The sequence below is a fragment of the Anianabacter salinae genome (assembly GCF_019061145.1).
Lineage (GTDB): Bacteria > Pseudomonadota > Alphaproteobacteria > Rhodobacterales > Rhodobacteraceae > Anianibacter > Anianibacter salinarum.
The window spans coordinates 1-25,283 of the sequence record NZ_JAHQZS010000004.1; the positions used below are offsets into that span (position 1 = coordinate 1).

Below are 25,283 nucleotides of genomic sequence, written 5' to 3' on the forward strand. Positions count from 1 at the left end.
GGGGACCAGCCCCCCCCCCCGGGCGGCAGCGGCCGGGCTTTTTTCTCAAAAGGCCCCGCGGGGGGGCCAGGGGGGGGGCGGCGGGGGCCGCCCCCCCCTGCCATTGAACTAAAAGGCATCTCGAAAGCCTTCGGTCCGGTTCAAGCGAACAAGGACATCGCCATTCGCGTCATGCCGGGCACGATCCACGGGATCATCGGCGAGAACGGCGCGGGCAAGTCCACGCTGATGTCGATCCTCTACGGCTTCTACAAGGCCGATGCGGGCGAGATCTGGATCAACGGCAAACAGACCGAGATCCCCGACAGCCAGGCCGCGATCCGCGCCGGAATCGGGATGGTTTTCCAGCATTTCAAGCTGGTGCAAAATTTCACGGTGCTTGAGAACGTCATTCTAGGCGCCGAGGATGGGGCGCTCCTGAAGCCGTCCAAGGCCAAGGCGCGCGGGCTGTTGAAGCAGCTGGCCGAGGAATACGGGCTGAACGTCGATCCCGACGAGACGGTCGAGAACCTGTCGGTCGGCCACCTTCAGCGCGTGGAAATCCTCAAGGCGCTCTACCGCGAGGCGGACATCCTGATCCTCGACGAGCCGACGGGCGTTCTGACGCCTGCCGAGGCGGACCACCTGTTCCGCATCCTCGAAGGGCTCAAGCGCGAGGGCAAGACGATCATCCTCATCACGCACAAGCTGCGCGAGATCATGGAGATCACGGACACCGTAAGCGTGATGCGGCGCGGCGAGATGACGGCGACGGTCAAGACCGCCGAAACCTCGCCCGAGCAGCTGGCCGAACTGATGGTCGGGCGCAAGGTGCTGTTGCAGGTCGACAAGACGCCGGCGCAACCGAAACAGACCGTGGTCGAGGTGCAGAACCTGCGCGTCCGCGACGAGGACGGCGTGGAGCGGGTGAAGGGCATCGACCTGATGGTGCGCGCGGGCGAGATCCTGGGCATCGCAGGCGTTGCCGGAAACGGCCAGTCCGAGCTTCTGAACGTGCTGGGCGGCACGATGAAGGGCGAGGGCATCGTGCGTGTGAACGGCGAGGAAATCGACCTGACGGGCAAGTCATCGGACGGGCAGTCGCGGCGCCGCCGGGGCATCGCGCATGTTCCCGAAGACCGCCAGCGTGAAGGCCTTATCATGGACTACTTCGCCTGGGAAAACATGGCCTTCGGCTATCACCACGACCCGAAATACCAAAAGAGCCGCCTGTTCATGGACAACGTGGCCATCCGCCAGGAAACCGAGCGGCAGATCGAACGCTTCGACGTGCGCCCGCCGAACTGCAACCTGACCGCCAAGAGCTTTTCTGGCGGCAATCAGCAAAAGATCGTGTTGGCCCGCGAGATCACGCGTAACCCTGACCTTCTGCTGGTCGGCCAGCCGACGCGCGGCGTCGACATCGGCGCGATCGAGTTCATTCACCAGCAGATCGTCGCGCTGCGCGATGAGGGCAAGGCGGTGATCCTTGTCTCGGTCGAGCTGGACGAGATCATGTCGCTGTCGGACCGTATCGCCGTGATGTTCGATGGCCGGATCATGGGGGAGCGCCTGCCGTCCGAGACGAACGAGCGCGAGCTTGGCCTTCTGATGGCCGGGATCACCGACGCTCACGCCACGCCGGAACAGGTCGAGGCCAATCTGGACAAGGCCGCCAAGGGGGCCGCGGAATGAACAAGACACCCAAATGGGTCGACATCGCGCTGATCCCCGCGATCAACCTCGTGCTGGCGCTGATCGTGTCGGGGCTGGTCGTCCTTTACATCGGAGAGAACCCGCTCGAAGCCATGGCGATCATGGTCAACGGCGCTGTCGGGTCCAGCTATGGCTGGGGATATACGCTGTATTACGCGACCAACTTCATCTTCACTGGCCTCGCCGTGGCGGTGGCGTTCCAGGCCAAGCTGTTCAACATCGGCGGCGAGGGTCAGGCGGCCATCGGCGGGCTTGGCGTCGCGCTGGTGTGCATCGCCCTGCCCTGGCCGCACTGGCTGATCGCGCTGCCGGTTGCGGTGATCGGCTCGGCGCTGTTCGGCGCCGCCTGGGCGGCGATCCCGGCCTACCTGCAAGCGAAACGCGGCAGCCACATCGTCATCACGACGATCATGTTCAACTTCATCGCCTCGGCGCTCTTGGTCTACCTTCTGGTGAACGTCCTGAAGGAACCGGGCAGCATGGCGCCCGAGACGGGGCGCTTCCCCGAAGGTGCGCGGCTGCCGTCGGCCCATGACATGGCGGGCTGGGTCGGCCTGTCATTCTCGCGCTCTGCGCCGCTGAACATCTCGTTCTTCCTTGCCATCGCGGCCTGCGTGGCGGTCTGGGCGCTGATCTGGCGCACACGGCTTGGCTATGAGATCCGCGCGCTTGGCCACTCGGAACCGGCAGCCGTCTACGCGGGCATCTCGCCGGTGAAGACGGTCATGTGGGCGATGCTGATCTCGGGCGGTCTTGCGGGCATGATGGGTGTCAACGCCGTCATGGGCGAGGCAGAGCGGCTGGTGATCGACAGCGTGCAGGGCGCGGGTTTCGTCGGCATCGCGGTGGCGCTGATGGGCCGCTCGCACCCGGCTGGCGTGTTCCTGGCGGGGCTGTTGTTCGGGATGCTGTATCAGGGCGGCGGCGAGCTGGAGTTCGAGAAGCCCGCGATCAGCCGCGAGATGATCCTTGTCATTCAGGCGCTGGTGATCCTGTTCACCGGCGCTCTCGACAACATGGTGCGCAATCCGGTCGAGACGTTCTTCAACGCGCGAGCCCGGCGCAAGCCGAAACCGCAGCCCACCACCGCGGCAGAGTGAGGACATCATGGACCTGACGACGATCCTGCAAATCCTCGATTCGACGCTGCGCCTTGCGACGCCGCTGTTGTTCGCGGCGCTGGCCGGGCTTTTCTCGGAACGCTCGGGCATCATCGACATCGGGCTCGAAGGCAAGATGCTGGCGGCCGCCTTCTTCTCTGCGTCGGTCGCGGCGTTCACCGGTTCGGTCTGGATGGGGCTGGCGGGCGGCATCGCGGCGTCGGTTGTGCTGTCGCTGATCCACGGGCTGGCCTCGATCACGTTCCAGGGGAACCAGCTGATTTCAGGCGTCGCGATCAACTTCCTCGCCTCGGGCACGACCGTGGTGATCGGAGAGGCGTGGTTCGGGCTCGGCGGCCGAACGCCGCAGCTTGAAGGCTCTGGCCGCTTTCAGGAGATGACCCTGCCCTTCGCCGAAACGCTGTCGGCGGTGCCGATCGTGGGGCCGTTCTATGCCACCGTCCTGTCGGGGCATTCCGTGCTGGTCTACGTGGGCCTCGTCACCGTCGCGCTGACATGGTGGGTGCTGTTCCGCACGCGGTTCGGCCTGCGCCTGCGGGCGGTCGGCGAGAACCCCGAATCCGTGGACACCGCCGGTGTTTCGGTCGCCAAGATGCGGTTCGCCGCCGTGATGATCGCGGGCGTGCTGTGCGGCATCGCGGGCGCGTATCTTGCCACGGGTCTGGCTGCGGGCTTCGTCAAGGAGATGAGCGCTGGACGCGGGTTCATCGCGCTCGCGGCGCTGATCTTCGCCAAATGGCGCCCGGTGCCGGTGCTGTTCGCCTGCTTGCTGTTCGGCCTGCTGGAAGCAATCGGCAACCGGTTCCAGAACATCGACCTTCTGGGCGTCAACGTGCCCACGCAGTTCATGCAGGCGCTGCCCTACATCCTGACCGTGGTGATCCTTGCGGGGTTCGTCGGCAAGGCGATCCCGCCCCGCGCAGGGGGGCAGCCCTATGTCAAGGAACGCTGACGAACTGGCCGCGCTGATCCGTGCCCGCGCGGGCGATGCGCCGGTGCGCGCGGGTCTGGTGCTGGGGTCCGGGCTTGGGCATCTGGCGGATGCGGTGGACGGCGTGTCCATCGACTATGCCGACCTGCCGGGGTTTCCCCATGCAGGCGTCTCGGGCCACAATCCAAAGCTGGTGATCGGCGATCTGGAAGGCTGCCGCGTCGCGGTGTTCGGCGGGCGTGCGCACTACTACGAATCCGGCCGGGGCGACGCGATGCGCCTGCCGCTCGAAGTGTTGAGCGCGCTTGGCGCGGACACGCTGTTCCTGACCAATGCCGCCGGGTCGATGCGCGAAGACATCCCGCCGGGCGATCTGATGCTCTTGTCGGATCACATCAACTTTTCCGGCCTCAACCCGCTGATCGGCGAGCCGTCGGACGCGCGGTTCGTGCCGATGAAGGATGCCTATGATCCTGCGATCCGCAGCGCGATCACACAGGCGGCCGCCGCCGAGGGCATCGACCTGAAGGACGGCGTCTATGCCTGGTATTCCGGCCCATCCTTCGAAACCCCGGCCGAGATCCGCGCGATCCGCACCCTTGGCGCCGATGCTGTCGGCATGTCGACGGTGCCCGAGGTGATCCTTGCCCGATTCCTTGGCCTGCGGGTGGCGGCGGTCTCGACCATCACCAACATGGCCGCCGGGATGAGCGACGAAGCGATCAGCCACGACCATACCAAGGCAATGGCACCTCTAGGCGCCGCGAAACTGGAAAAGATCCTGCGCCGGGTGCTGTCCGCACTCTGAGCCCTTGCCTTTTCCGGCCAGTCGTTTGACACCGCCCCGCGAAGGCTGTCTTCTGACGGCGTCCGCCAATCCGTTGCGGGGCCCATGCAAATTTACCTTCCCATAGCCGAGGTGTCGGTCAACGCCTTCCTCATCCTGGGGCTCGGCGGCTTGGTGGGTGTGCTGTCGGGCATGTTCGGCGTGGGCGGCGGGTTTCTTCTGACGCCGCTCTTGTTCTTCATCGGCATTCCGCCCGCCGTGGCCGTGGGCACCCAATCCACCCAGATCGTGGCGTCCAGCGTGTCGGGCGTCATGGCGCATCTCAAGCGCAAGACGGTCGATCTAAGGATGGGGCTGGTGCTGCTGTCGGGCGGCCTTGTCGGCTCTGCGCTGGGGGTTCAGGTCTTTGCGCTGATGCGGACGCTTGGTCAGGTCGATCTGCTGGTGACGCTGTTCTACGTGGTGTTTCTGGGCATCATCGGCGGGCTGATGTTCTTTGAAAGCCTGTCGTCGATGCGCAAGGCGCGGCGCAGAGGCGGCGTGGTCGCACCGCGCAAGAAACACCTCTGGGTGCACACCTGGCCGCTGAAGATGAAGTTCCGCACGTCGGGCCTGTATATCTCGGTGATCCCGCCGATCCTTGTGGGGCTGCTGGTGGGCATCCTTGCCGCGATCATGGGCGTTGGCGGCGGGTTCATCATGCTGCCCGCGATGATCTACATCCTCGGGATGCCGACCAAGGTCGTCGTGGGAACCTCGCTGTTCCAGATCATCTTTGTCGCGGGCTTCACCACGCTGATGCACGCCACGACGAACTACAGCGTCGATCTGCCGCTTGCGATCCTGTTGCTGGTGGGCAGCGTGATCGGCGCGCAGCTTGGCACCCGGATCGGCGTGCGCATGAAGGCCGAACAGATCCGCATCGCGCTGGCGGTGCTGGTGCTGGCCGTCTGCTTCAAGCTGTTGCTGGACCTGCTGATCCAGCCAAACGAGCTTTATTCCATCGCGAGTGCGGCGCCATGATGCGGATGGTGCTGATCCCTCTACTGCTGTGCCTGTCCGCGCTTTCGGCGGCGGCCGAGCAGGTCGTGGCGGGCCTGAGCCAGAACCGGGTGTCGATCACGACGAACTTTGACGGCTCGGAAATCCTGATCTTCGGTGCGGTCAAACGCGAGTCTCCGGTGCCGGACGCGGCTGAACTGGACGTGATCGTGACCATCGAGGGGCCCAAGCGGCAGGTCACGGTGCGCCGCAAGTCGCGGGTGGCCGGCATCTGGATCAACACTGATGCGGTCGAGGTCGACGCGGCACCGTCCTTCTATGCCGTCGCCACCACGGACCCCTTGGGCGACGTGCTGTCCAGCACCGAGGACCTGCGCCACAGCATCAGCATCCCGCGCGCGATCCGGTCGGTCGGCGCGCCCGCCACCATTGCCGACAGCGAAACCTTCACCGAGGCGCTGATCCGCATCCGCGAAAAGGACGATCTCTACCAGCTGCTCGAAGGCGCGATCACCCTGCGCGAGCAGACGCTGTTCAACACCTCGGTCGCGCTGCCCGCCAACCTGACCGAGGGCAACTACCGCGTGCGCATCTTCCTGACCCGCGACCGGGGCGTCATCGACGCCTACGAGACGGTGATCGGCGTGCGCAAGGCGGGGCTGGAACGCTGGCTGTTCTCGCTCGCCCACGAGCAGCCGTTGATCTACGGGCTGTTGTCGCTGGTGATCGCCGTCGGCGCGGGCTGGGCGGCATCAGCCGTGTTCCGGATCCTGCGCAGCTGACCGCAGGCTCAGCCGCGCCCGATATAGGGCATCTTGGTCGCCATGATCGTCATGAACTGGACGTTCGCCGACAGCGGCAGGTTGGCCATCTGCCAGACCGCATCCGCCGCAGGTTCCACCTCCATGTAGGGGGGCGGCGGCGTGCCGTCTTTCGCGGCCTTCTCGATCAGGTTATCCAGCAGCGGCGTGCGCGCGTTGCCAATGTCGATCTGTCCGCAGGCAATGTCATGGGGCCGCCCGTCCAGTGACAGCTGACGGGTCAGACCGGTGATCGCGTGCTTGGTGACGGTGTAGCCCACCGCCCCCTCGCGCGGGACATGGGCGGAAATCGAGCCGTTGTTGATGATGCGTCCGCCGACCGGGTCCTGCCGCCGCATCTGCGCAAAGGCCGCGCGCGCCGCGTAGAACATCCCGTTGAGGTTCACGTTCAAGATCTGGTGCCAGTCGTCCAGCGCCACCTCGTCGATGCTTGCGGGCGCGCCGAACATGCCCGCGTTGTTGAACAGGACGTCCAGTCGCCCGCCCTTGGCGACAAGACGCGCGACCGCGTTCTCTACGGCGGCGGGGTCGGTCACATCGGCGGGCAGAACCAGCGCGGCGGGACCATGTGCCAGCGCGATCTCCTCCAGCGGCTCGCGCCTGCGGGCCAGCAGGCCGACGACCCAGCCACCCTTGAGGAACGTCTCGGCAGCCGCGCGGCCGATGCCGCTCGATGCGCCGGTAATCAGGATCGTTCCGCTCATACCTCGTCCTCCGTCTCGGGTTGCAGTTCCAGCACCGGCGCGGCGACCTGAAGATCATCCACGCCCAAGGGGGCGGTCGGGCGGGCGAGCCGGTTGCGCATCACCCAGTGCAGGCGCGTCTCGGCGCGGGTGATCGCCACATAGGCCAGCCGTTTCCACAACGGTTGCCCCGCCTCGATCCGCCCTGCGCGCGACGCCGCCCAGATGTCGGGGGCAAAGACCTGCACATCGCTCCACTGCGAGCCTTGCGCCTTGTGGATCGTCACCGCCGCGCCGTGCAGGAACACCGCGCCCATGCGGGCCGCGAAGGGCAGGAACGGTTCCTCCTCGTCGGGGAACTCGATCTTGACGATGGACGCGGCGGACAGCCGGGGATCTTCGGCGCCGATGACGTGCAGCCGAGAGAATCCGGGCTTCTTGCCGGGGCCAAGGTAGACCACCTGCGCGCCCTTGATCAGGCCGCGCGCCTCGAGGTCGATGCGCTTTTTGCGGTGCTTCAGGGGCAATTCGATCCCGTCGCAGATCAGCGGCTCGCCCGGCAGCAATTCATCCGCAGGCGCGTTGTAGGCGGCCCGGAACGCCTGGATCAGCCGGATGCGTGTCGCGTTGCGCCAGACCAGCACGGGGGACCGCGCCATGAGTTCGGCCTCGACCCGGCTGGCCATCACGACGCGGTCGTCGCGGCGGGCGGCTTCGCTGACCATCGCCTCGAACTCCTCGAAGCCCACGGCGGGGTCCTGCAAGGCATGGGCAAGATCAAGGATCGGGCTGTCCGCCGCTTGCCGATGCACGCGGTCGAGCGTCAGCTTGCGATTGCCCCCCAGCGTCTCGAACACCATCTCGCCGGACTGTCCAACGGGCGCAAGCTGTGCCGGATCGCCGAACAGCAGCAAGGCCGGGAAAATCTCGCGCAGGTCGTCGAACTGCTTCTGGTCCAGCATCGAGGATTCGTCGACAAAGCCGATGTCGAGAGGGTCCTCGCGCCGCTTCCAGCCCTTGATGAAATCCGATCCCCGCAAGCCCGCTGTCGCCAGCGCACCCGGGATCGACGGGTTCGTCTGGTAATAGGCATGCGCACGGTCGAGCGCGGCATCGGTCAGCCCCTCGACCGATGGACGCTCGCCATTGCCCGCAAGCCACTCGGCGATCTTCTCGTATTCGGGATCGTAGACGGGGGTGTAGAGGATGCGGTGGATCGTCGTCGCGGGAACGCCGCGATTGCGCAGCACGCTCGCCGCCTTGTTCGTCGGTGCAAGGATCGCCAGCGTGCGCCGGTCCTTGCGGCGGCGGCCCTCGTAGTCGCCGCTGACGATTTCGACCCCGGCCTCGCGCAGGGCACGGTAAAGCTGCCCCAGAAGCATCGTCTTGCCGGACCCGGCCTTGCCGACAATGGCCATGACGCCCGCCTTGCCCTCGGTCATCGGGGTCAGGATGCCTTCGTCCAGATCGACGCCGTGCCCCCGCAGCATCTCGGTGACGCGGTCAAAGGCTTCGGCCTGGTCGTCGGAAAAGGTGGCGATTGCGGTCTGCATGCGCGCACCCTAGCCGCCACGGCGAGGGCGCGCCAGACGGCTAGGGCAGACGGCTAGGGCAGACGGCTGAGGCAGGCGGGTCAGGCCGTCGCGCAGTTTGCCTTTGCGCGTCTCTCAAGTCCGGCCCGGAACCGCCCGTCAAAGGCCCACAGCCCGACACCGATCCCGCCCCTCTCGCCGATCAGCGTCGGCGGCCAGCCAAGGCGGCGATAGACCCGGATCATCGCCATGTCGAACACGCCGACCGCATCCGTCAGCCCCGATCGCAGGCCCAGATCGAGCGCACCGAGCAAGAGCGCAGCGGTGACATGGCGCGGGGCATCCGGGGCAAGGCAGAACCGCGTGCATTCCCAGATCAGCGGCGAGACGACCGGCCCGCCTGTGAGATCAGCGAAATGATCGTTCACCATGGTGCGTCCGGTGGTCGGCAGGAACCGCATCGACGCGGCATGGTGGCCTGCGTCCTCACAGATCACATAGAGCGGACCCTCATCGTCATAGACGTCACGCTCCTGCCCGGCTGCGTCGACCGTGACATCCCAGCCAAGGCGCCCCCGGAACTGCGTGGCACGGTCGCGGAACATCTGGCTGACCAGATCGGCATGACAAGGCAGATCGTCGCCGGACAGGTAATGGATCATGCGTGCTTCCCCCAAGGCAGAGCACGGGGGAGTAGCCGGGCGAGGTTAACGCGGCGCGGCGGCGCAGCGCGATGCCGCAGGGGTCAGATCACCAGCATTCCGGACGACATCGCACGGGCCACGGCATGGGTGGTGTTCATCGCGCCCAGCTTGAAGCGCGCGCTTTCGATGTAGACGCGCAACGTATGCTCGGAAATGGACAGGCTCTCGGCCGCCTGCCCCCGGCTGTAGCCCATCGCGATCAGGGTCAGCGCGTCGATCTCGCGCGGGCTGAGCGCGCGCATGGCCACCGCGTCGGTGCCGCGCTCGATCTCCAGCGCCTTCTGATTCACGTAATGCGCCACAAGGATAAGGTCGCGCACATGTGCTTCGGTATAGGCGGCCCAGTCCTCGTCGCTGCGGTTGTCGGACACGGTGAACAGCGCGAACTGGCCATTCGGCCCGCGGATCGGCACTGAAAAACCCTGCCGTCCGACACCGTGCGCAATGGCTTCCGCCAGAAAGGCACGCTGCGCCTTGCCGGACCAGTCAAGCCGCTTCCAGTCGACCGGGTTGAAGCGTTTGAAGCACCCCTGCACCACCGGGTCGATCCGCGCGTAGTCAAGGTCGATATAGCGGCGGACCCATTCGTCGGAATAGGTCAGCGCCGCGTACTGCCCGCCCGCCGCGTTGACCGAATGATAGACGACGTGATCGACGCCGAATATGTCCCGCAGCGTCCGAACCGCCGCCGTGAGGCCGTCAAGATCGCGCGCAGCGCCCAGGTCTTGCAGAAACCGTTCCAGTCTGCCCTGCATTCACGATCGCCAGGTGTGGCGCCTTTCGTTCCGAGGTCGCGATCTCGGCAGCGGCAACCAGCGCGGCATCGTCCAGATGCAGAGCCAGAGACGGCAAGCCGTTCTGGCGCGCGTAGCTGCGAAGATCCGCGAGCACGTCGATGATCCAGTCGTTCGACAAGGGCCAGTCTCCGGTTTGAAAGGTTAACAGGATATTAATACAACCATAGCATGCATGCGAATTCCGGCGCCATTCGCAGATTTCAACTCCCCCGAAATGGCGAGGCGTGCCTGGGCAGCCTCCTGACAAGGCAATGATTGGCAAAGCTCAAGAAACAATGAAGCCCGGCGCGACGAATCGGCCGGGCTTTCAAAATGAGCGGCTTGAGACAGCCTAGCGGCGTGGGCCGGCCTCTAGCGCGTCTTCCAGCGTGCGCAGGCCGGTCTTGGGCGCTTGCACGAGAACGGCCATGTTGCCCGGCTTGTGCTCGTTCCGGCGCATCTTGATATGCGCATCCGGGATCTGATCCCACGGGAACACCTCGGACATGCAGGGATCGAGCCGCCGCTCGACCATCAGCTTGTTCGCCGCCGCAGCCTGTTTCAGGTGCGCGAAGTGCGAGCCTTGCACCCGCTTCTGGTTCATCCACAGATAGCGCGCGTCCATCGTCAGGTTGTAGCCCGTGGTGCCCGCGCAGATCACGACCATGCCGCCCTTCTTAACGATGAAGACGGACACCGGCATCGTCGACTCGCCGGGATGTTCGAACACCATGTCGACGTTGACGCCCTTGCCGGTGACCTCCCAGACGGCCTTGCCGAACTTGCGCGCCTCGGACATCCACTCCTTGTATTCGGGGGTGTTGACCGTGGGCATCTGGCCCCAGCAGTTGAAATCCTTGCGGTTGATGACGCCCTTGGCGCCCAGCGACATCACGAAGTCACGCTTGTCCTCGTCGGAAATCACGCCGATGGCATTGGCGCCCGCCGTATTGATAAGCTGGATCGCGTAAGAGCCAAGGCCACCCGACGCGCCCCAGACCAGCACGTTCTGGCCGGGTTTCAGGTCATGCGGCTCATGCCCGAACAGCATCCGGTAGGCGGTGGCGAGGGTCAGCGTGTAGCAGGCCGACTCTTCCCATGTCAGGTGCTTGGGGCGCGGCATGAGTTGCTGCGCCTGCACGCAGGTGAACTGGGCAAAGCTGCCATCCGGCGTCTCGTAGCCCCAGATGCGTTGGCTGCCCGAGAACATCGGATCGCCGCCGTTACATTCCTCGTCGTCGCCGTCATCCTGGTTGCAGTGGATCACCACCTCGTCACCCACTTTCCAGCGCTTGACCTTGTCACCCACGGCCCAGACGATCCCGGACGCATCCGACCCGGCGATGTGATAGTCGGCCTTGTGCACGTCGAAGGGCGAGATCGGGATGCCGAGGCCGGCCCAGACGCCGTTGTAGTTCACGCCTGCCGCCATCACGAGCACCAGAACCTCGTGGCTGTCAGGGCGCGGCACGTCGACGGTTTCCACCTGGAACGCCTGGTCGGGTTCGCCGTGCCGTTCGCGCCGGATCGCCCACGCATACATCTTGCTCGGCACATAGCCCATCGGGGGCAATTCGCCGATCTCGTAAAGCTCTTTCTCGGGCGCGTCATAGGACAGAACGCCGGGGGTCGTATCGAGAGCCATCATCGCCTCCAAGCCTCGCAGAACGTGCCGCACCGCAGAATCGCCGATGCGCTTGCAGAGAAATAAAATCCCCTGCGCAACTTTGCAATGCCTGACGTGACGTTTTTGTAATTTTATGTCTTGGTGAGTTTTTCGGCTGTGCCCGCAAGGCCAGTCCGGTGCGCAATCGAGCGGGCATAGAAGGCCAGCACTTCGGATTGATCCGGCGCGACTTCAAAGCGTCCGTCCGTGTGCCGCAGAAGCCTGCGGGTGCGCAGGGTCGCCAGTCCGGCGCGGGCCAGCGTCTCTGGCGTCTCGGCTGCAAGGTCGCGCCCGGCGATCATGTCCGTGATCCGCACGGCGATCGTTTCCTCTGTCGCGGTGCCATCCTCTGCAAGCAGCGCCTGCGCGACCAGCGGAACCGGAAGGACCGGCACACGGGCGCGGATCGCATCCATCAGCACCTCGCCGACGGCCTCGGGCGACTGCAGGCCCCGGCGGGTCAGCACGACAAGAGAAACGGGCGTCCCGTAGGCAACCCCTGCGCGCCCGAAGCGTCGCCCTCGCCCGATCAGGCGCCGCCAGAAGAAGCGGGCGGCAAAGGCGATGGCCTGCGGGATCGACGCGCGGAACCGGCGTTCCCCGGTGCCCGCCGCCTCGATCAGGACGCGGTCCTCGAGCACCCGGTCGTAGTTCAGCGCCACCGGCACGAACACCACGTCGCGCCCCGCCTCTGGATCGAAGTCGTCGAGGATGTAGGACAGAAGGCCAAGCTTCGGCGGCTCGACCCGGCCCGTCAGCGACAGCCCGCCCTCTGGAAAGATCGCCTGGGTCACGCCGCCCCGGGTCGCCATCTGGACATAGCGCGCCAGAACCCGGCGGTAGAGCGCATTGCGCGAGCGGCGCCGGATGAAGAACGCGCCCATCGACCGGATCAGCGACGACAAGGGCCAGATCCGCGCCCATTCGCCGACCGCGTAGGACAGTGCAGAGTGCCGCGCGGCCAGGTAGGTGACAAGGACGTAGTCCATGTTCGAGCGGTGGTTCATCACGAAGATGATCGTCGCGTCCCGGTCGATGGCCGTGAAAGCCTCGGGATCGCCCTGGTCCACCTCGACGTCATAAAGCGCCTCGGACAGCCAGCGCGTGGCCCGGGTGGCAAAGCCGAAATACGACGACGGCGAGAAGCGCGGCACGATCTCGCGCGCGTAGTCGCGGGCCCGCTCGAAGGCGACGTTCTCGGGGATGCCTTCCTTGCGGGCATGGTCGGCAACCGCCTCGATCACCTTGGGATCATAGATCAGCCGCTGGATCGTGTCGTAGCGGCGCAAGAGCTTGAACGGCTGGATCGGGCGATCGAGCCGCTTGTTGAGCTCTGCCACCAGTCGTTCCGCGCGGCGGCGGAAGAACCAGCGCACCGACGGGAACAGGAAATGCGACGCGAACGTCACCGCCGCGAATGCGAGGATAAGGGTCAGAAGCCAGACAGGGACCGCGACGGTCTGAAACATGCCCAAGGAAGTGGCAGGTTTGTGACCCGCGGTAAATGGAGCGGTTTCGCCGCGCTGACGCGCGGCGACCCGCGTGGGGGCTCTGCCCCCACACCCCCGGAGGTATTTGAAGACCAAAGATAAGAAGACACGCGCTGTCTGCACCGATGATTCTGCAGTGCGGCGAATTGACAGCGTCAGGATATGTCCTTAGATGCCTCTGAGACGCAATAAAGTTACCTCATCCACGCACGAGGCACCGATGACCCAGACCCCGAAGGACAGGCCCTGGCTGTTCCGCACCTACGCGGGCCATTCTACCGCCGCTGCCTCCAACGCTCTGTATCGAGGCAACCTTGCCAAGGGGCAGACCGGGCTTTCGGTGGCTTTCGACCTGCCGACGCAAACGGGCTACGACAGCGACCACGAACTGGCGCGCGGCGAGGTCGGCAAGGTCGGCGTGCCGATCTGCCATCTTGGCGACATGCGCGCACTGTTCGATGCGATCCCGCTGGACGAGATGAACACCTCGATGACGATCAACGCGACGGCACCCTGGCTGCTGGCGCTGTATGTCGCGGTGGCCGAGGAACAGGGCGCGGATGTGTCAGCGCTGCAAGGCACCGTGCAGAACGACATCATCAAGGAATACCTGTCGCGCGGCACCTACATCTGCCCGCCCGAGCCGTCCTTGCGGATGATCACCGATGTCGCGGCCTATACGCGCCAGCATCTGCCGAAATGGAACCCGATGAACGTGTGTTCCTACCATCTGCAGGAGGCGGGCGCGACGCCCGAGCAGGAGCTGGCCTTTGCCCTGGCCACCGCGACGGCGGTGCTGGACGATCTGCGCGGCAAGGTGGACCCTGCGGATTTCCCCGGCATGGTCGGGCGGATCAGCTTTTTCGTGAACGCGGGCATCAAGTTCGTCACCGAGATGTGCAAGATGCGCGCCTTCGTCGAGCTGTGGGACGAGATTTGCCGCGACCGCTATGGCGTGACGGATGAGAAATTCCGCCGGTTCCGCTACGGCGTGCAGGTGAACAGCCTTGGACTGACCGAGCAGCAGCCCGAGAACAACGTCTACCGCATCCTGATCGAGATGCTGGCGGTCACACTGTCGAAGAACGCGCGCGCGCGTGCCGTTCAACTGCCTGCCTGGAACGAGGCGCTTGGCCTGCCGCGCCCGTGGGACCAGCAGTGGTCACTGCGGATGCAGCAGATCCTCGCCTTCGAGACCGATCTTCTGGAATATGATGATCTGTTCGACGGCAACCCGGTGGTCGATGGCAAGGTGGCCGCGCTGAAAGAGGGCGCGCTTGCAGAGCTGGCGACCATCGACGGAATGGGCGGCGCGGTGAAGGCCATCGGCTACATGAAATCGCGTCTGGTCGAGGCCAACGCCGACCGCATCGCGCGGATCGAGGCGGGCGAAACCGTGGTGGTCGGGGTCAACCGCTACCAGGGCGGCGAGCCGTCGCCGCTGACCTCTGGACCAGAGGCGATCATGACGGTCGATCCCGAGACCGAGGCCGAACAGATCGGGCGGCTTGAGGCGTGGCGTGCGGACCGCGACGAAACCGCCGTGCAAGAAGCACTGAAGACGCTGCGGGCCGCCGCCGCCTCGGGCGAGAACATCATGCCCGCCTCGATCGCTGCCGCCAAGGCAGGAGCCACCACCGGCGAATGGGGCGAGATGGTGCGGCAGGCCTTTGGCCAGTACCGCGCGCCCACGGGCGTGTCGCGCAATCCGTCGAACCGGACCGAGGGGCTGGACGAGATCCGCGCTGCCGTCGATGCGGTGTCGGACCGTCTGGGGCGCAGGCTCAAGTTCCTTGTCGGCAAGCCCGGTCTCGACGGTCATTCCAACGGCGCCGAGCAGATCGCCGCCCGAGCGCGCGACTGCGGCATGGACATCGCCTATGAGGGCATCCGCCTGCCCCCCGCCGAGATCATCGCGGCGGCCCGCGCGGACGAGGCGCATGTGATCGGCCTGTCGATCCTGTCGGGCAGTCATGTGCCGCTGGTCGCCGACCTGATGGACCGTCTGCGCGCCGAGGGGCTGGACCGCATTCCCGTCGTGGTGGGCGGGATCATTCCCGAGGCCGACGCCGAACGCCTGCGCGGCATGGGCGTCGCGCGGGTCTATACGCCCAAGGATTTCGAGCTGAACCGCATCATGTTCGACATCGTCGCATTGGTGGACCCGCAGGCGGTGGCGGCAGAGTGACTGTGGACCCCCGCTGAATTCCAGCTAGGCTGATCCGGCGACAGAGGCGGAGCAGCACCATGACCATCCATATCGGCGCGAAGCCGGAAGATATCGCGGACACCGTCCTGATGCCGGGCGATCCCTACCGCGCGCGGTGGGCGGCAGAGACGTTCCTCGACGGCGCGGTGTGCGTGAACGAGGTGCGCGGGATGCTGGGGTTCACCGGCACCTGGAATGGACACCGGGTGACGATCCAGGGCTCGGGCATGGGGATGCCGTCGCTGTCGATCTATGCGAACGAGTTGATCCGCGACTACGGCGCGACGACGCTCATCCGCATCGGATCCTGCGGCGCGATGCAAGAGACGGTGAAGGTGCGCGACGTGATCCTTGCCATGACCGCCTCGACCGTCTCGACGCCGTCCTCGGGCATGTTCCGCGAGTTGAACTTCGCGCCCGCTGCCGACTGGTCGCTTCTGGCGGCGGCGGCAATGGCGTCGGCGGCCAAGGGCGTGACCACCCATGTGGGCGGCATCTATTCCTCCGATACCTTCTACGACGAGCGCCCCGACCTCAACGAGCAGATGACCCGCCACGGCGTGCTGGCCGTCGAGATGGAGACGGCGGAGCTTTACATCCTTGCGGCCCGCTACAACGTCAGGGCGTTGTCGGTGCTGACGGTGTCGGACCACCTCTTGACGCACGAGGCTCTGCCATCCGAGGACCGCGAGCGCAGTTTTGGCGACATGGTCGAGATCGCGTTGCGGGCGGCGTTCGCCTGACCGCTCAAGCGCCGTGCGAGCGGGAATAGGCGTTGCGCGGGGGCGGGTGCCAGCCGTCCAGCGCGCCCGGTGCCGGGGCGAACACCTCGACCAGCAGGGGATGACAGGCGGCGGTGTCGCTGGAATGCTCTGACGAACAGTCGCCGCCCGGGCAGGCACTGAGGCACCCCAGCAGGTCGATCTCGGCGAAGACCTCGATGAAATCGCCGGGCCGCACCGGGGACGCCTTCATGAAGTACTGTCCGGTGTCGCGGGTGAACCCGGTGCACATGAAGACGTTGAGCACGTCGTGCACATGCGGCTCAGCCTCTGTGCGGGGCATACCCAGTTCGGCGGCCAGCGCGCGGGTCAGGTTGGAATGGCAACAGTGGTGATAGTCGCCCCCCGACAGCAGGCGGTGGGTATAGGGATCGCACCGGGTGCCGATCACGTCATGGACCGACCCGCCATGCTCGTCGATGCCATACCAGCCCAGCGTGTCCTCGGTGATCGTGGCCATCGGGCGCAGATGCGGAAAGCATGACCAAAGCCGGTCGCCGACCGTAACGTGCGTTCCGTGCAGGGCGCGGGTCTTGCCCGAGTAGAAGCGTTCCGACAGGTCATCCGCCGCCCAAAGGTTCAGGTCCCCGACTTGCGGACCGTCCACGCTGACGATGCGAAAGAAATGCCCGGCCGGAACCCGGAAACACGCCGCCTCACGCGGGGGCACAAGCACTTCGCCCGTCCTGGTCGCCCCTGCACGGGCGCTGCGGTAGGTTTCCATCGGCGGCACCGGCAGCGTCTCGACCGGATAGCATATCACCGGCGCAATGGCGCGGCGGGCGGCGGCGTCGGCGGGTTCGGTCATGGCGTGCCTTTCGTCGGATCGAGGCAGACCTTGGGCAGCCCTCCCCGGTTCAGCGTCTCTGCCCCGCAGGCGGCGCAGCGGTAGAACATCGCCCCGTCTTCGGCGCGGCTGCGCGCCTCGCGCCAACGGCAGGGCCGGGTGCTTCGGTTGCCGAAGATCATCAGCAGCACGAAGGCGGTGACAAGGCCGATGACAAGGATCACGTCCTAGCCTGCCGTGCCCTCGGCGGGTGTCTCCTTCTTGCGGCCGAACAGGCCCTTGCCCTCTGCGCCTGCATACCAATCCTCGTTGCGCGTCGCATACATGGTGGCAGCTATGGCGATGAAGGCCAGCGTCGAGCCCGCCAGCAGCGCATAATCCGCAGACCGCAGGATCAGGTACAGCACCGCGTAGACCAGGATCAGCATGGCGCACAGCACCCAGGCGCGTCGCCCCAGCTTGAGGCTCAGGACCCCGAACATCGTGATAAGGGCAATCGTCGCGCCACTGGCCAGCGCATAGGCGGCGCCGAACCCGATCTGTTCGGCATAGGCGACCATCAGCAAGACGAAGGTCGATTGGGACAGGCCGATGAGGATGTATTGCACCGGGTGCGCGGGTTTCTCCTGCCGATTCTCGATCAGCAGGACGGTGAGAAACGTCAGCGCGATGAACAGGATGCCATAGCGCGCGGCGCGGTAGGCCTTTTGATAGAAATCGTTGGGCTGGAAGAACTCGACCCCGAATGCGGCCTCGCGCGCCGCGTATTCATAGCTGTCGCGCGAGACCTGCGGCAGGTTGCGTGCAAGATGCGGGATCGTCCATGTCGCGGTGAACCCGTCCTCGGTGATCTCGGACCCGTCTGGCAGAAAGGCGCCGGAAAAGCTGGGATGCGGCCAATCGCTCACCATCGTCACCGCCGAGGTGCGGCCCACCGGAGCGACATAGAACGACTCGGCGCCGTTCGACGACATCGCCAGATCAAAGCGGTCCACCGCGCGCGGATCGCCGGTGGCGGCAAAGATACCGCCCGTGTCGCTGTCGCCCGGCACCGGTTCCAGCGCCAGCGGCGTGCCATCCGCCGTCAGCACCGTGTCGCCGCGCAGCGCGCGGTTTGATCCAAGGCCAAGCTGCCAATAGGCGCGGTCCCACTGGATCGTCTCGTCCTCGATCAGTTGTGTCTCGACATCGGACAGATCGAACGTCGTGCCGACGGTTATATCGGCGGCGTAGACCGGCACGACAAAGATGCCGCGGCGGCGCTCTTCGGTGGTGGTGGTGACATCGGCCTCGAACCGGTCCGGGAAGACATGGACCGGCGCCTTGCGGCCGGTTTCCGTGACCTCGACCGTCTCGACGCGCACCTCGCCCGTGACCGGATCGGTGGTCTCGCGACGTTCCTGCCGCGTCACCGGACCTTCGACCGGCAGAACAAGATAGGGCCCGGCCAGGCTTTGCACGCCGCCCCAGTCACGGCCCACGTCCCGCACCGCCTGCTGCGAATAATCGGCGCGGCTGTCGATGACCTCACCGGCGAAGAACAGCGGAATGAACATCAGAAGGGCAAGCAGCCCGACGATGAAGAAACGTGATCCAGAACTGCGGGCCATGGCATCCTCTGCGCGGCATGTTGCGCCGACTGTGCGGGCACCGGTCCGCCGGTTCAATGGCGATCTTGGCCGCCCTGCCGTTGACCCCGTCCCTGCATCCCCCGAAGGTGCGCGTTCTATCCCGCAACAGGAAGGCGCCAATGAAACTCAGACCGCTTGGAACACACGGGCCACAGGTGTCGGCCATAGGGCTTGGCTGCATGTCCTTCGCAGGCTTTTACGGCGCCACCACCGAGGCCGAGGCGCACCGCACGCTAGCCGCCTGCATCGACGAGGGCATCACCCATCTCGACACCGCGCTGATCTATGGCAACGGCGTGTCCGAGGAGATCATGGGGCGGTTCCTCAAGACCACGTCGGGCAGCTTTTCCATCGCCACCAAGGGCGGCATCGTGCTGGAACCGGAACGGCACTTCGACAACTCCCCTGACCGGCTGCGCAGCCAGCTTGAGGGGTCGCTGACCCGCCTGGGCGTCGATCACGTCGACCTTTACTACATCCACCGCCGCGATCAGCGCATTCCCATCGAGGACGTGACCGGCACGCTTGCGCGCTTCGTGGACGAGGGCAAGATCGGCGGCATCGGCTATTCCGAGATCGCGCCTGCATCCCTGCGGCGGGCGGCGGCGGTGCATCCGGTGGCGGCGGTGCAAAGCGAATACTCGCTGTGGTCGCGGCAGCCGGAACTGGGGCTCTTGCAGGCTTGCGAAGACCTTGGGACCGCCTTCGTCGCCTTCTCGTCTCTGGGGCGGGGAATGTTCGTGGACCGGTTTCCTGATCCCGCGAGCTTTGGCGACAGGGACTTTCGCCGCGCCAGTCCCCGGTTCCTCGAGCCGAACTTCAGCGCGAACTGCGCCGCGATCCGGCCGTTCATCGACTATGCGCGCGATCAGGGCATGGCCCCCGCAACGATGGCCAACGCATGGGTGCTGGCGCAGGGCGAGCACATCATCGCGATTCCGGGCACGCGCACAGCGGATCACCTGCACCAGAACGCGGAAGCCGGACGCATCAAGCTTGGCGCCGACCAGTTGGCCGAGATCGCCCGCCTGCTGCCGCCGGGTTTCGCGCACGGCGACCGGTATTCCGACAAGCAGATCGTCGGGGTCGAACGCTACTGCTGAACGCAAAAGGCCGCCGGGATCACCGGCGGCCTTACCCTGTAAGTCGAACGTAGCTTACACCACCCGTTCGACCATCATCTTCTTGATCTCGGCAATCGCCTTGGCCGGGTTCAGACCCTTGGGGCAGGTCTTGGCGCAGTTCATGATCGTGTGGCAGCGATACAGCTTGAAGGGGTCTTCAAGGTCGTCCAGCCGCTCGCCCGTTGCCTCGTCGCGGCTGTCGATGATCCAGCGATAGGCATGCAGCAGCGCCGCCGGGCCAAGATACTTGTCGCCGTTCCACCAGTAGGACGGGCAGGCCGTGGAGCAGGACGCACACATCACGCATTCATAGAGACCATCGAGCTTTTCGCGGTCCTCGATGGACTGACGCCATTCGCGTTCCGGGCGCTGAGTCTTGGTTTCCAGCCACGGCATGATCGACGCGTGCTGCGCGTAGAAATGCGTCAGGTCAGGGATCAGGTCCTTGACCACGGGCATGTGCGGCAGCGGGTAGATGCTGACGTCGCCGCGCACCTCGTCCATGCCCTTGAGACAGGCGAGCGTGTTGGTGCCGTCGATGTTCATCGCGCAAGAGCCGCAGATGCCTTCGCGGCAAGAGCGGCGGAAGGTCAGCGTCGGGTCGATCTCGTTCTTGATCTTGATGAGAGCGTCCAGAATCATCGGCCCACAGGTGTCGAGATCGACGAAATACGTATCGACGCGCGGGTTGTCCCCGGTGTCGGGGTCCCAACGGTAGATCTTGAACTTGCGGACGTTCTTGGCGCCCTCGGGCTTCGGCCAGGTCTTGCCGGTCTGCACCTTGGAGTTCTTGGGAAGGGTGAATTGAACCATGGTTTGTCCTCTGCCTGATTGGGCGTGACCGGGTGGGTCAGACCGTTGCAGTCCTTTCCGTCGGTGTGTCCGGTCCCGCAGCGCGGTCGCGGTCGTAAAGCGTGTTGCCCTCGGCGGTGAAACGCGGGCGGTAGCCCAGCGCGTCGATCCGGGCCATCAGGGCGGGGTTCCAGTCGTTGCCGTGCGCCGTCTCGATCAGCAAGGTATCGGGCAGCTGGTCGTCCGTCGCCGTGTCGAAGAACGGCAGAAGCACGCGGTCTTCCACGCCCTCCACGTCGATCTTCATCACGATACGCTCAAAGTCGCCGCGCGGTGGCATGAGCGTTGCCAGCGGGCGCAGCGGCACGGTGATTTCCCGCTTGCCCGCGCGATCGGTGCGCAGCGAGCTTTGGCCAAGGTTGATGGCGTAGGTGTGCAGCGTCGCAGTGCCTTCGTGGTCGCCAAGGGCCACGCCGTGAACAGTGACGCGGGCCTCAAGGTCGTTGAGCACGATGTTCTCGCGCAACTGGCGTTGCAACACAGGGTTCGGCTCGATGGCGAGCACCTGCGATCCCTCGCCCGCGGAACGGGCCAGCATGACGGTGTAGATGCCGCTGTTGGCACCGATGTCGACGATCAGGCAGCGCTTGCCGCGCACTGCATCGCACATGGCGGCGACCGAGCGGCATTCGACGAAGCGACCCGTCGACCAGAGCGTGCGGTCCTGATGGTTGCGCCCAGCAAAGACGCGGAACCGGGCGCCCTGGTGGGTCACGGTGACGGGAGGCCAGGCCCGCGCGACGACATCGCGCAGCACCGGCACATAAAGCGAGGCCCAGAGGACCCGCCGAGCCACCTTGAACCCGAAGCTCTCGGGCCGCGGCAATGGCATCACTGCGTCCGCCATCAGCCCGTCCCCAGCGTGACGCCGAACGTCGTCGGCGCGGGGCGGTTTTCCATCTGCCGCGCGACGCAGTCGGCCATGAACTCGGACGGGCTTTGCGGGTTCAGCACAGCGTTGGTCACGGTGATCCCGCCCCGCGCCCGCGCGCCGGTGTTGCCGACGCCCACGCCGACCGTTCCGGCAAAACCGTCGGCCAATGGCAGTTCCTCACGGCACAGCCGTTCGGCCCGCTCCAGCGTCATCGGCTGGGGCGTGCAGGCCGCGAGGGTCGCAAGCGACAGGACCACGGCGCGGATCAATAGACCCGCGCTTTGGGCGCGATCTTTTTCAGGTCGATGCCGCCCTCGTTGTGGCCCAGAAGCGGGTTCAGGTGCACCGGGCGATAGTCGAGATCGACCTTGCCGTTGACCCAGGCAAGCGTGTGCTTGCGCCATTCTTCGTCATTGCGGTCGGGGTGATCCTCTTGCGCATGGGCGCCGCGGCTTTCCTTGCGCGCCTCTGCCGAAACGATGGTGGCCAGCGCGTTCGGCATCAGGTTGGTCAGTTCCAGCGTTTCCATCAGGTCGCTGTTCCAGATCATCGAGCGGTCGGTGACGCTGATGTCCTCCATCTTGCGGGCGACGCCATACATCTTGTCCACGCCCTCGGCGAGGGTCTTGTCGGTGCGGAACACGGCTGCGTCCGACTGCATGGTCTGCTGCATCTCATCGCGCAGCTCTGCCGTCGGGATCGCGCCCTTGGCGTGGCGCAGATCGTCGAAACGCGCCAGTGCCTTGTCCACCGACGCCTGGTTCAGGCGCGGATTGGCGGCATTGGCATCGACGATCTCGCCCGCGCGGATCGCAGCGGCGCGGCCAAAGACCACGAGGTCGATCAGCGAGTTCGATCCAAGCCGGTTCGCACCATGAACCGATGCACAGCCCGCCTCGCCCACGGCCATCAGGCCGGGCGACACGCGGTCGGGATCGTCCTTGGTCGGGTTCAGAACCTCGCCCCAATAGTTCGTGGGGATGCCGCCCATGTTGTAGTGCACGGTCGGCAGCACCGGGATCGGTTCCTTGGTCACGTCGACACCGGCAAAGATGCGCGCCGATTCAGAGATGCCGGGCAGGCGCAGGTGCAGCGCCTCGGGCGGCAGGTGGCTGAGGTGAAGGTGGATGTGATCCTTCTTGTCGCCCACGCCGCGGCCTTCGCGGATTTCCATCGTCATGCAGCGGCTGACCACGTCCCGCGACGCGAGATCCTTGTAGGTGGGCGCGTAGCGTTCCATGAACCGCTCGCCCTCCGCGTTGGTCAGATATCCGCCCTCGCCGCGTGCACCCTCGGTGATAAGGCAGCCCGCGCCATAGATGCCGGTCGGGTGGAACTGGACGAATTCCATGTCCTGAAGCGGCAGGCCAGCGCGCGCCACCATGCCGCCGCCGTCGCCGGTGCAGGTGTGCGCCGAGGTCGCCGAGAAATACGCGCGCCCGTAACCGCCCGTGGCCAGAACGGTCATCTTGGCGTTGAAAACGTGGATCGTGCCATCGTCCAGCTTCCACGCAACGACGCCCTGGCACTGCCCATCTTCCGACATGATGAGGTCGATGGCGAAATACTCGATGAAGAATTCCGCGTTGTTCTTGAGCGACTGGCCATAGAGCGTGTGCAGGATCGCGTGGCCGGTCCGGTCGGCGGCGGCGCAGGTGCGCTGCACGGGCGGGCCTTCGCCGAATTGCGTCGTGTGGCCGCCGAACGGGCGCTGGTAGATCTTGCCGTCCTCGGTGCGGCTGAACGGAACGCCGTAATGCTCCAGCTCGTACACCGCCTTGGGCGCCTCACGCGCGAGGTATTCCATCGCGTCGGTGTCGCCCAGCCAGTCCGACCCCTTGACGGTGTCGTACATGTGCCACTGCCAGTTGTCGGGGCCCATGTTGCCAAGGCTGGCGGCGATGCCGCCTTGCGCGGCGACAGTGTGCGACCGGGTCGGGAACACCTTGGTCACGCAGGCGGTCTTGAGCCCTTGCTCGGCCATGCCAAGCGTGGCGCGCAGGCCCGAGCCGCCGGCACCGACCACGACGACATCATAATTGTGCGTTTCGTATTCGTAAGCAGCCATTCTCAGCCCCTTGGATCAGAGTGCAAGACGGGCGAGCGCCAGAACGCCCGTCGCCGCCGCGGCGTAGGAAATGCAGGTCATCGCGATGATGAGGATGTGACGCATGTAGCCGCCAACGTAGTCCTCGATCAGCACCTGAACACCGCTCTTGAAGTGCATGAAGCTGACGACGATCGTCAGAGCCGCTACCAGCGCCGGGAAGGGGCGCGCGAAATAGGCGGCGACCGCATCATGCGGCTCGCCCAGCATCGGGCCGAAGGTGAAGACGAACAGCGGGATCAGCACGACGAGGGCATAAGAGCTTTTGGTCATCGCCCAGAAATGCTCGGTTCCCGATTTCGCCGAACCAAGGCCGACGGCGCGCTTGCGGTCTGTCATGTAAGCCATGTGCCGGGCTCCTTCAGATGAACAGCAGGGTCAGGATCGTCAGCACGAAGGAGCCGCCGATCATGATGTAGCCCATGGTATAGGCGCTTTTCAGGTCTAGCCCCCGGCCGGTGTCCCAGATCAGGTGCCGGATGCCGCCCAGCGTGTGAAACCACAGCGCCCAGAGCGACAGGGTCAGGACGATGTCGCCGATCCACGAGGTCAGCACCCAGTCGGCGGTGGCGAAATATTCGGGGCCGTAGGACGCCGCGAGGAACCACCAGACGATCAGGATGCCCGCCACCAGCATCGCGTTGCCGGTGAGACGCACGAAGATCGAGGTCATCGAGGTCATCTGCGGCTTGTAATACGGCCCGATCATGAAGGGAGAGAGGGGGCGATTGCCCCGGTTCACGTCCGCCATGCGTCATCCTTCCTTTGCCCGAGAGGGGATTTCACCCCGTGTGATAGCAAGATTTGCGGGACTGTCACGCGGATGGGGGCGCTAACGGGGTGGTTTATTGAAGCAGGCGCCTGAATATCCGGATTTTGTGATCGCAGAAAAAGCGGGTGTGATCACAGAGCGCGGCGCGACTCACTCGTTTCGGATGGCTGCGTAGTATTCGGTGAATTCGGTGCACATGATGATCGAGGAATCCGAAGGATCGTAGAATGCATTCGCCGTGCCGCAGGCTTCGACGCGCACGACGACCGGCGACTCGAACGACAGATCGGCGTTGAGGTCCGCGACTTCCTTCTCGATCACCCGCGCGGTCAGTCGGCTGAACACGTCGGCGCCCGCGTTGTCGACGAAACGCAAGGTGTCGCCCGGCCCGCGTGCGCGCATCCGGTCAAGGACCGGCCCCCAGCTTGCGTTGGCAAGGTCGAACTCTTCCGGGCAGGTTTCCGCGCGCCGTTCCGGCAGACCGAGATCGTCCGCCACATCGTCGCGTTCGTCCGGGTTGGCGCCATAGAACAGGCAGATCATGTTGAAATAGCGTTGCTTGTTGCTGCCGTGGACGTCCCAGAACGCTTCTTCGCCGCCGTCCTGTTCGTTCGCCTTGTCCTCGCCCAGATAGGCCTCTGCGGCGTGATAGGTGATCGAAACCGCGCTGTCCTCGGTGAACAGGTCATGCACCAGGAGGGTCGAGAGCACATCGGCGGCGTCCTCTTCCTGTCCGAAGATCGGCAGGTTCTCGAGGTCGATCACGGCATGCCCAAGCTCGTGATAAAGGACCGAGATCAGGTTCGACGTGATGAAGGCTTCAATCTCGGGCGGGAGCGACTCTTCTTCAGCGTCGCGCGGCGCATTCGCAGCGGCGATCAGCATGGCAACGAAGAACAGCGACTTGAACATGCAAGGAAGGAAGCGGACTCCTTGC

General features: G+C 65.4%; 26 protein-coding genes. 9 read left to right on the forward strand and 17 right to left on the reverse strand.

Annotation, left to right across the window (positions count from 1 at the left end; translation table 11 throughout):
* Positions 1 to 102 precede the first annotated feature (102 nt).
* The 6 genes from KTJ87_RS11420 to KTJ87_RS11445 all read left to right on the forward strand — a co-directional run bounded on the left by KTJ87_RS11420 (position 103) and on the right by KTJ87_RS11445 (position 6,318).
* Positions 103 to 1,674 (forward strand): ABC transporter ATP-binding protein, encoded by a 1,572-nt coding sequence (locus tag KTJ87_RS11420; RefSeq protein ID WP_267139643.1) that lies wholly within the window; start codon positions 103 to 105, stop codon positions 1,672 to 1,674.
* Entirely contained in the window at positions 1,671 to 2,795 is a 1,125-nt protein-coding gene (locus KTJ87_RS11425) for an ABC transporter permease (protein WP_267139260.1), read from the forward strand. Before KTJ87_RS11420 ends, KTJ87_RS11425 begins: the two co-directional genes overlap by 4 nt.
* 7 nt (positions 2,796 to 2,802) lie before the next feature.
* Positions 2,803 to 3,768, forward strand: a complete 966-nt coding sequence (locus tag KTJ87_RS11430; RefSeq protein WP_267139261.1) for an ABC transporter permease — start codon at positions 2,803 to 2,805, stop codon at positions 3,766 to 3,768.
* Positions 3,752 to 4,555 (forward strand): purine-nucleoside phosphorylase, encoded by an 804-nt coding sequence (locus KTJ87_RS11435; RefSeq protein ID WP_267139262.1) that lies wholly within the window; start codon positions 3,752 to 3,754, stop codon positions 4,553 to 4,555. Before KTJ87_RS11430 ends, KTJ87_RS11435 begins: the two co-directional genes overlap by 17 nt.
* Before the next feature lie 84 nt (positions 4,556 to 4,639).
* Positions 4,640 to 5,557: a sulfite exporter TauE/SafE family protein gene (locus tag KTJ87_RS11440; protein ID WP_267139263.1), complete on the forward strand. Its 918-nt coding sequence runs from the start codon at positions 4,640 to 4,642 to the stop codon at positions 5,555 to 5,557.
* Between the two features lie 5 nt (positions 5,558 to 5,562).
* Positions 5,563 to 6,318, forward strand: coding sequence for a TIGR02186 family protein (locus KTJ87_RS11445; RefSeq protein WP_407650493.1), 756 nt, complete (start codon positions 5,563 to 5,565; stop codon positions 6,316 to 6,318).
* Positions 6,319 to 6,326: 8 nt separating this feature from the next.
* Here KTJ87_RS11445 and KTJ87_RS11450 read toward each other — a convergent pair whose 3' ends face one another.
* The 7 genes from KTJ87_RS11450 to KTJ87_RS11480 all read right to left on the reverse strand — a co-directional run bounded on the left by KTJ87_RS11450 (position 6,327) and on the right by KTJ87_RS11480 (position 13,187).
* A complete protein-coding gene (locus KTJ87_RS11450) occupies positions 6,327 to 7,061 on the reverse strand; it encodes an SDR family oxidoreductase (protein WP_267139265.1) in 735 nt (244 codons plus the stop codon).
* A complete protein-coding gene (locus KTJ87_RS11455; protein WP_267139266.1) occupies positions 7,058 to 8,593 on the reverse strand; it encodes an ATP-dependent DNA helicase in 1,536 nt (511 codons plus the stop codon). Before KTJ87_RS11455 ends, KTJ87_RS11450 begins: the two co-directional genes overlap by 4 nt.
* Before the next feature lie 80 nt (positions 8,594 to 8,673).
* Positions 8,674 to 9,234, reverse strand: a complete 561-nt coding sequence (locus KTJ87_RS11460) for an acyl-homoserine-lactone synthase (RefSeq protein ID WP_267139267.1) — start codon at positions 9,232 to 9,234, stop codon at positions 8,674 to 8,676.
* 83 nt (positions 9,235 to 9,317) lie between these two features.
* Complete coding sequence (locus KTJ87_RS11465) at positions 9,318 to 10,031, reverse strand: helix-turn-helix transcriptional regulator (protein WP_267139268.1); 714 nt, start codon at positions 10,029 to 10,031, stop codon at positions 9,318 to 9,320.
* Positions 9,976 to 10,191, reverse strand: coding sequence for a hypothetical protein (locus tag KTJ87_RS11470; RefSeq protein ID WP_267139269.1), 216 nt, complete (start codon positions 10,189 to 10,191; stop codon positions 9,976 to 9,978). The genes KTJ87_RS11465 and KTJ87_RS11470 overlap by 56 nt, the downstream gene beginning before the upstream one ends.
* Positions 10,192 to 10,404: 213 nt before the next feature.
* Positions 10,405 to 11,697 (reverse strand): crotonyl-CoA carboxylase/reductase, encoded by a 1,293-nt coding sequence (gene ccrA, locus KTJ87_RS11475; RefSeq protein ID WP_267139270.1) that lies wholly within the window; start codon positions 11,695 to 11,697, stop codon positions 10,405 to 10,407.
* A gap of 113 nt (positions 11,698 to 11,810) precedes the next feature.
* Positions 11,811 to 13,187, reverse strand: a complete 1,377-nt coding sequence (locus KTJ87_RS11480) for a 1-acyl-sn-glycerol-3-phosphate acyltransferase (protein WP_267139271.1) — start codon at positions 13,185 to 13,187, stop codon at positions 11,811 to 11,813.
* A gap of 241 nt (positions 13,188 to 13,428) precedes the next feature.
* Here KTJ87_RS11480 and KTJ87_RS11485 point away from each other — a divergent pair, with 241 nt between their 5' ends.
* Positions 13,429 to 15,396, forward strand: coding sequence for a protein meaA (locus tag KTJ87_RS11485; RefSeq protein WP_267139272.1), 1,968 nt, complete (start codon positions 13,429 to 13,431; stop codon positions 15,394 to 15,396).
* A 59-nt stretch (positions 15,397 to 15,455) separates the two neighbouring features.
* A complete protein-coding gene (gene deoD, locus KTJ87_RS11490) occupies positions 15,456 to 16,160 on the forward strand; it encodes a purine-nucleoside phosphorylase (RefSeq protein WP_267139273.1) in 705 nt (234 codons plus the stop codon).
* A gap of 4 nt (positions 16,161 to 16,164) precedes the next feature.
* Here the strand turns inward: deoD and KTJ87_RS11495 are convergent, their stop codons facing one another.
* Genes KTJ87_RS11495 through creD form a run of 3 tightly spaced genes read right to left on the reverse strand, consistent with a single transcriptional unit; the run spans position 16,165 to position 18,596 of the window.
* Positions 16,165 to 17,007: an urea carboxylase-associated family protein gene (locus tag KTJ87_RS11495; RefSeq protein WP_267139274.1), complete on the reverse strand. Its 843-nt coding sequence runs from the start codon at positions 17,005 to 17,007 to the stop codon at positions 16,165 to 16,167.
* Positions 17,004 to 17,210: a hypothetical protein gene (locus tag KTJ87_RS11500; RefSeq protein ID WP_267139275.1), complete on the reverse strand. Its 207-nt coding sequence runs from the start codon at positions 17,208 to 17,210 to the stop codon at positions 17,004 to 17,006. Before KTJ87_RS11500 ends, KTJ87_RS11495 begins: the two co-directional genes overlap by 4 nt.
* A 3-nt stretch (positions 17,211 to 17,213) precedes the next feature.
* The gene (gene creD / locus KTJ87_RS11505) at positions 17,214 to 18,596 is read right to left on the reverse strand and encodes a cell envelope integrity protein CreD (protein WP_267139276.1); all 1,383 of its coding nucleotides are present in this window, start codon (positions 18,594 to 18,596) and stop codon (positions 17,214 to 17,216) included.
* A 140-nt stretch (positions 18,597 to 18,736) separates the two neighbouring features.
* Here creD and KTJ87_RS11510 point away from each other — a divergent pair, with 140 nt between their 5' ends.
* On the forward strand, positions 18,737 to 19,720 hold the full coding sequence (locus KTJ87_RS11510) for an aldo/keto reductase (RefSeq protein WP_267139277.1): 984 nt from the start codon (positions 18,737 to 18,739) through the stop codon (positions 19,718 to 19,720).
* 54 nt (positions 19,721 to 19,774) lie between these two features.
* Here KTJ87_RS11510 and KTJ87_RS11515 read toward each other — a convergent pair whose 3' ends face one another.
* The 7 genes from KTJ87_RS11515 to KTJ87_RS11545 form a co-directional block, all read right to left on the reverse strand.
* Entirely contained in the window at positions 19,775 to 20,554 is a 780-nt protein-coding gene (locus KTJ87_RS11515; protein WP_267139278.1) for a succinate dehydrogenase iron-sulfur subunit, read from the reverse strand.
* Positions 20,555 to 20,591: 37 nt separating this feature from the next.
* Positions 20,592 to 21,440, reverse strand: coding sequence for an FkbM family methyltransferase (locus KTJ87_RS11520; protein ID WP_267139279.1), 849 nt, complete (start codon positions 21,438 to 21,440; stop codon positions 20,592 to 20,594).
* Positions 21,440 to 21,736: a hypothetical protein gene (locus KTJ87_RS11525; protein WP_267139280.1), complete on the reverse strand. Its 297-nt coding sequence runs from the start codon at positions 21,734 to 21,736 to the stop codon at positions 21,440 to 21,442. The genes KTJ87_RS11520 and KTJ87_RS11525 overlap by 1 nt, the downstream gene beginning before the upstream one ends.
* A complete protein-coding gene (sdhA, locus tag KTJ87_RS11530) occupies positions 21,733 to 23,535 on the reverse strand; it encodes a succinate dehydrogenase flavoprotein subunit (protein ID WP_267139281.1) in 1,803 nt (600 codons plus the stop codon). The genes KTJ87_RS11525 and sdhA overlap by 4 nt, the downstream gene beginning before the upstream one ends.
* Before the next feature lie 15 nt (positions 23,536 to 23,550).
* The gene (sdhD, locus tag KTJ87_RS11535) at positions 23,551 to 23,922 is read right to left on the reverse strand and encodes a succinate dehydrogenase, hydrophobic membrane anchor protein (RefSeq protein ID WP_267139282.1); all 372 of its coding nucleotides are present in this window, start codon (positions 23,920 to 23,922) and stop codon (positions 23,551 to 23,553) included.
* 13 nt (positions 23,923 to 23,935) lie between these two features.
* Complete coding sequence (gene sdhC, locus KTJ87_RS11540; protein ID WP_267139283.1) at positions 23,936 to 24,325, reverse strand: succinate dehydrogenase, cytochrome b556 subunit; 390 nt, start codon at positions 24,323 to 24,325, stop codon at positions 23,936 to 23,938.
* Between the two features lie 171 nt (positions 24,326 to 24,496).
* Entirely contained in the window at positions 24,497 to 25,258 is a 762-nt protein-coding gene (locus KTJ87_RS11545) for a DUF4344 domain-containing metallopeptidase (RefSeq protein ID WP_267139284.1), read from the reverse strand.
* Positions 25,259 to 25,283: the final 25 nt, after the last annotated feature.

What these genes read in the sequence shown, in the direction of transcription:
- KTJ87_RS11425 (WP_267139260.1), top strand. Translation starts at nt 1,671, where the DNA reads ATGAACAAGACACCCAAATGGGTCGACATCGCGCTGATCCCCGCGATC.
- KTJ87_RS11430 (WP_267139261.1), top strand. Translation starts at nt 2,803, where the DNA reads ATGGACCTGACGACGATCCTGCAAATCCTCGATTCGACGCTGCGCCTT.
- KTJ87_RS11435 (WP_267139262.1), top strand. Translation starts at nt 3,752, where the DNA reads ATGTCAAGGAACGCTGACGAACTGGCCGCGCTGATCCGTGCCCGCGCG.
- KTJ87_RS11440 (WP_267139263.1), top strand. Translation starts at nt 4,640, where the DNA reads ATGCAAATTTACCTTCCCATAGCCGAGGTGTCGGTCAACGCCTTCCTC.
- KTJ87_RS11445 (WP_407650493.1), top strand. Translation starts at nt 5,563, where the DNA reads ATGGTGCTGATCCCTCTACTGCTGTGCCTGTCCGCGCTTTCGGCGGCG.
- KTJ87_RS11450 (WP_267139265.1), bottom strand. Translation starts at nt 7,061, where the DNA reads ATGAGCGGAACGATCCTGATTACCGGCGCATCGAGCGGCATCGGCCGC.
- KTJ87_RS11455 (WP_267139266.1), bottom strand. Translation starts at nt 8,593, where the DNA reads ATGCAGACCGCAATCGCCACCTTTTCCGACGACCAGGCCGAAGCCTTT.
- KTJ87_RS11460 (WP_267139267.1), bottom strand. Translation starts at nt 9,234, where the DNA reads ATGATCCATTACCTGTCCGGCGACGATCTGCCTTGTCATGCCGATCTG.
- KTJ87_RS11465 (WP_267139268.1), bottom strand. Translation starts at nt 10,031, where the DNA reads ATGCAGGGCAGACTGGAACGGTTTCTGCAAGACCTGGGCGCTGCGCGC.
- ccrA (WP_267139270.1), bottom strand. Translation starts at nt 11,697, where the DNA reads ATGGCTCTCGATACGACCCCCGGCGTTCTGTCCTATGACGCGCCCGAG.
- KTJ87_RS11480 (WP_267139271.1), bottom strand. Translation starts at nt 13,187, where the DNA reads ATGTTTCAGACCGTCGCGGTCCCTGTCTGGCTTCTGACCCTTATCCTC.
- KTJ87_RS11485 (WP_267139272.1), top strand. Translation starts at nt 13,429, where the DNA reads ATGACCCAGACCCCGAAGGACAGGCCCTGGCTGTTCCGCACCTACGCG.
- deoD (WP_267139273.1), top strand. Translation starts at nt 15,456, where the DNA reads ATGACCATCCATATCGGCGCGAAGCCGGAAGATATCGCGGACACCGTC.
- KTJ87_RS11495 (WP_267139274.1), bottom strand. Translation starts at nt 17,007, where the DNA reads ATGACCGAACCCGCCGACGCCGCCGCCCGCCGCGCCATTGCGCCGGTG.
- creD (WP_267139276.1), bottom strand. Translation starts at nt 18,596, where the DNA reads ATGGCCCGCAGTTCTGGATCACGTTTCTTCATCGTCGGGCTGCTTGCC.
- KTJ87_RS11510 (WP_267139277.1), top strand. Translation starts at nt 18,737, where the DNA reads ATGAAACTCAGACCGCTTGGAACACACGGGCCACAGGTGTCGGCCATA.
- KTJ87_RS11515 (WP_267139278.1), bottom strand. Translation starts at nt 20,554, where the DNA reads ATGGTTCAATTCACCCTTCCCAAGAACTCCAAGGTGCAGACCGGCAAG.
- KTJ87_RS11520 (WP_267139279.1), bottom strand. Translation starts at nt 21,440, where the DNA reads ATGGCGGACGCAGTGATGCCATTGCCGCGGCCCGAGAGCTTCGGGTTC.
- sdhA (WP_267139281.1), bottom strand. Translation starts at nt 23,535, where the DNA reads ATGGCTGCTTACGAATACGAAACGCACAATTATGATGTCGTCGTGGTC.
- sdhD (WP_267139282.1), bottom strand. Translation starts at nt 23,922, where the DNA reads ATGGCTTACATGACAGACCGCAAGCGCGCCGTCGGCCTTGGTTCGGCG.
- sdhC (WP_267139283.1), bottom strand. Translation starts at nt 24,325, where the DNA reads ATGGCGGACGTGAACCGGGGCAATCGCCCCCTCTCTCCCTTCATGATC.
- KTJ87_RS11545 (WP_267139284.1), bottom strand. Translation starts at nt 25,258, where the DNA reads ATGTTCAAGTCGCTGTTCTTCGTTGCCATGCTGATCGCCGCTGCGAAT.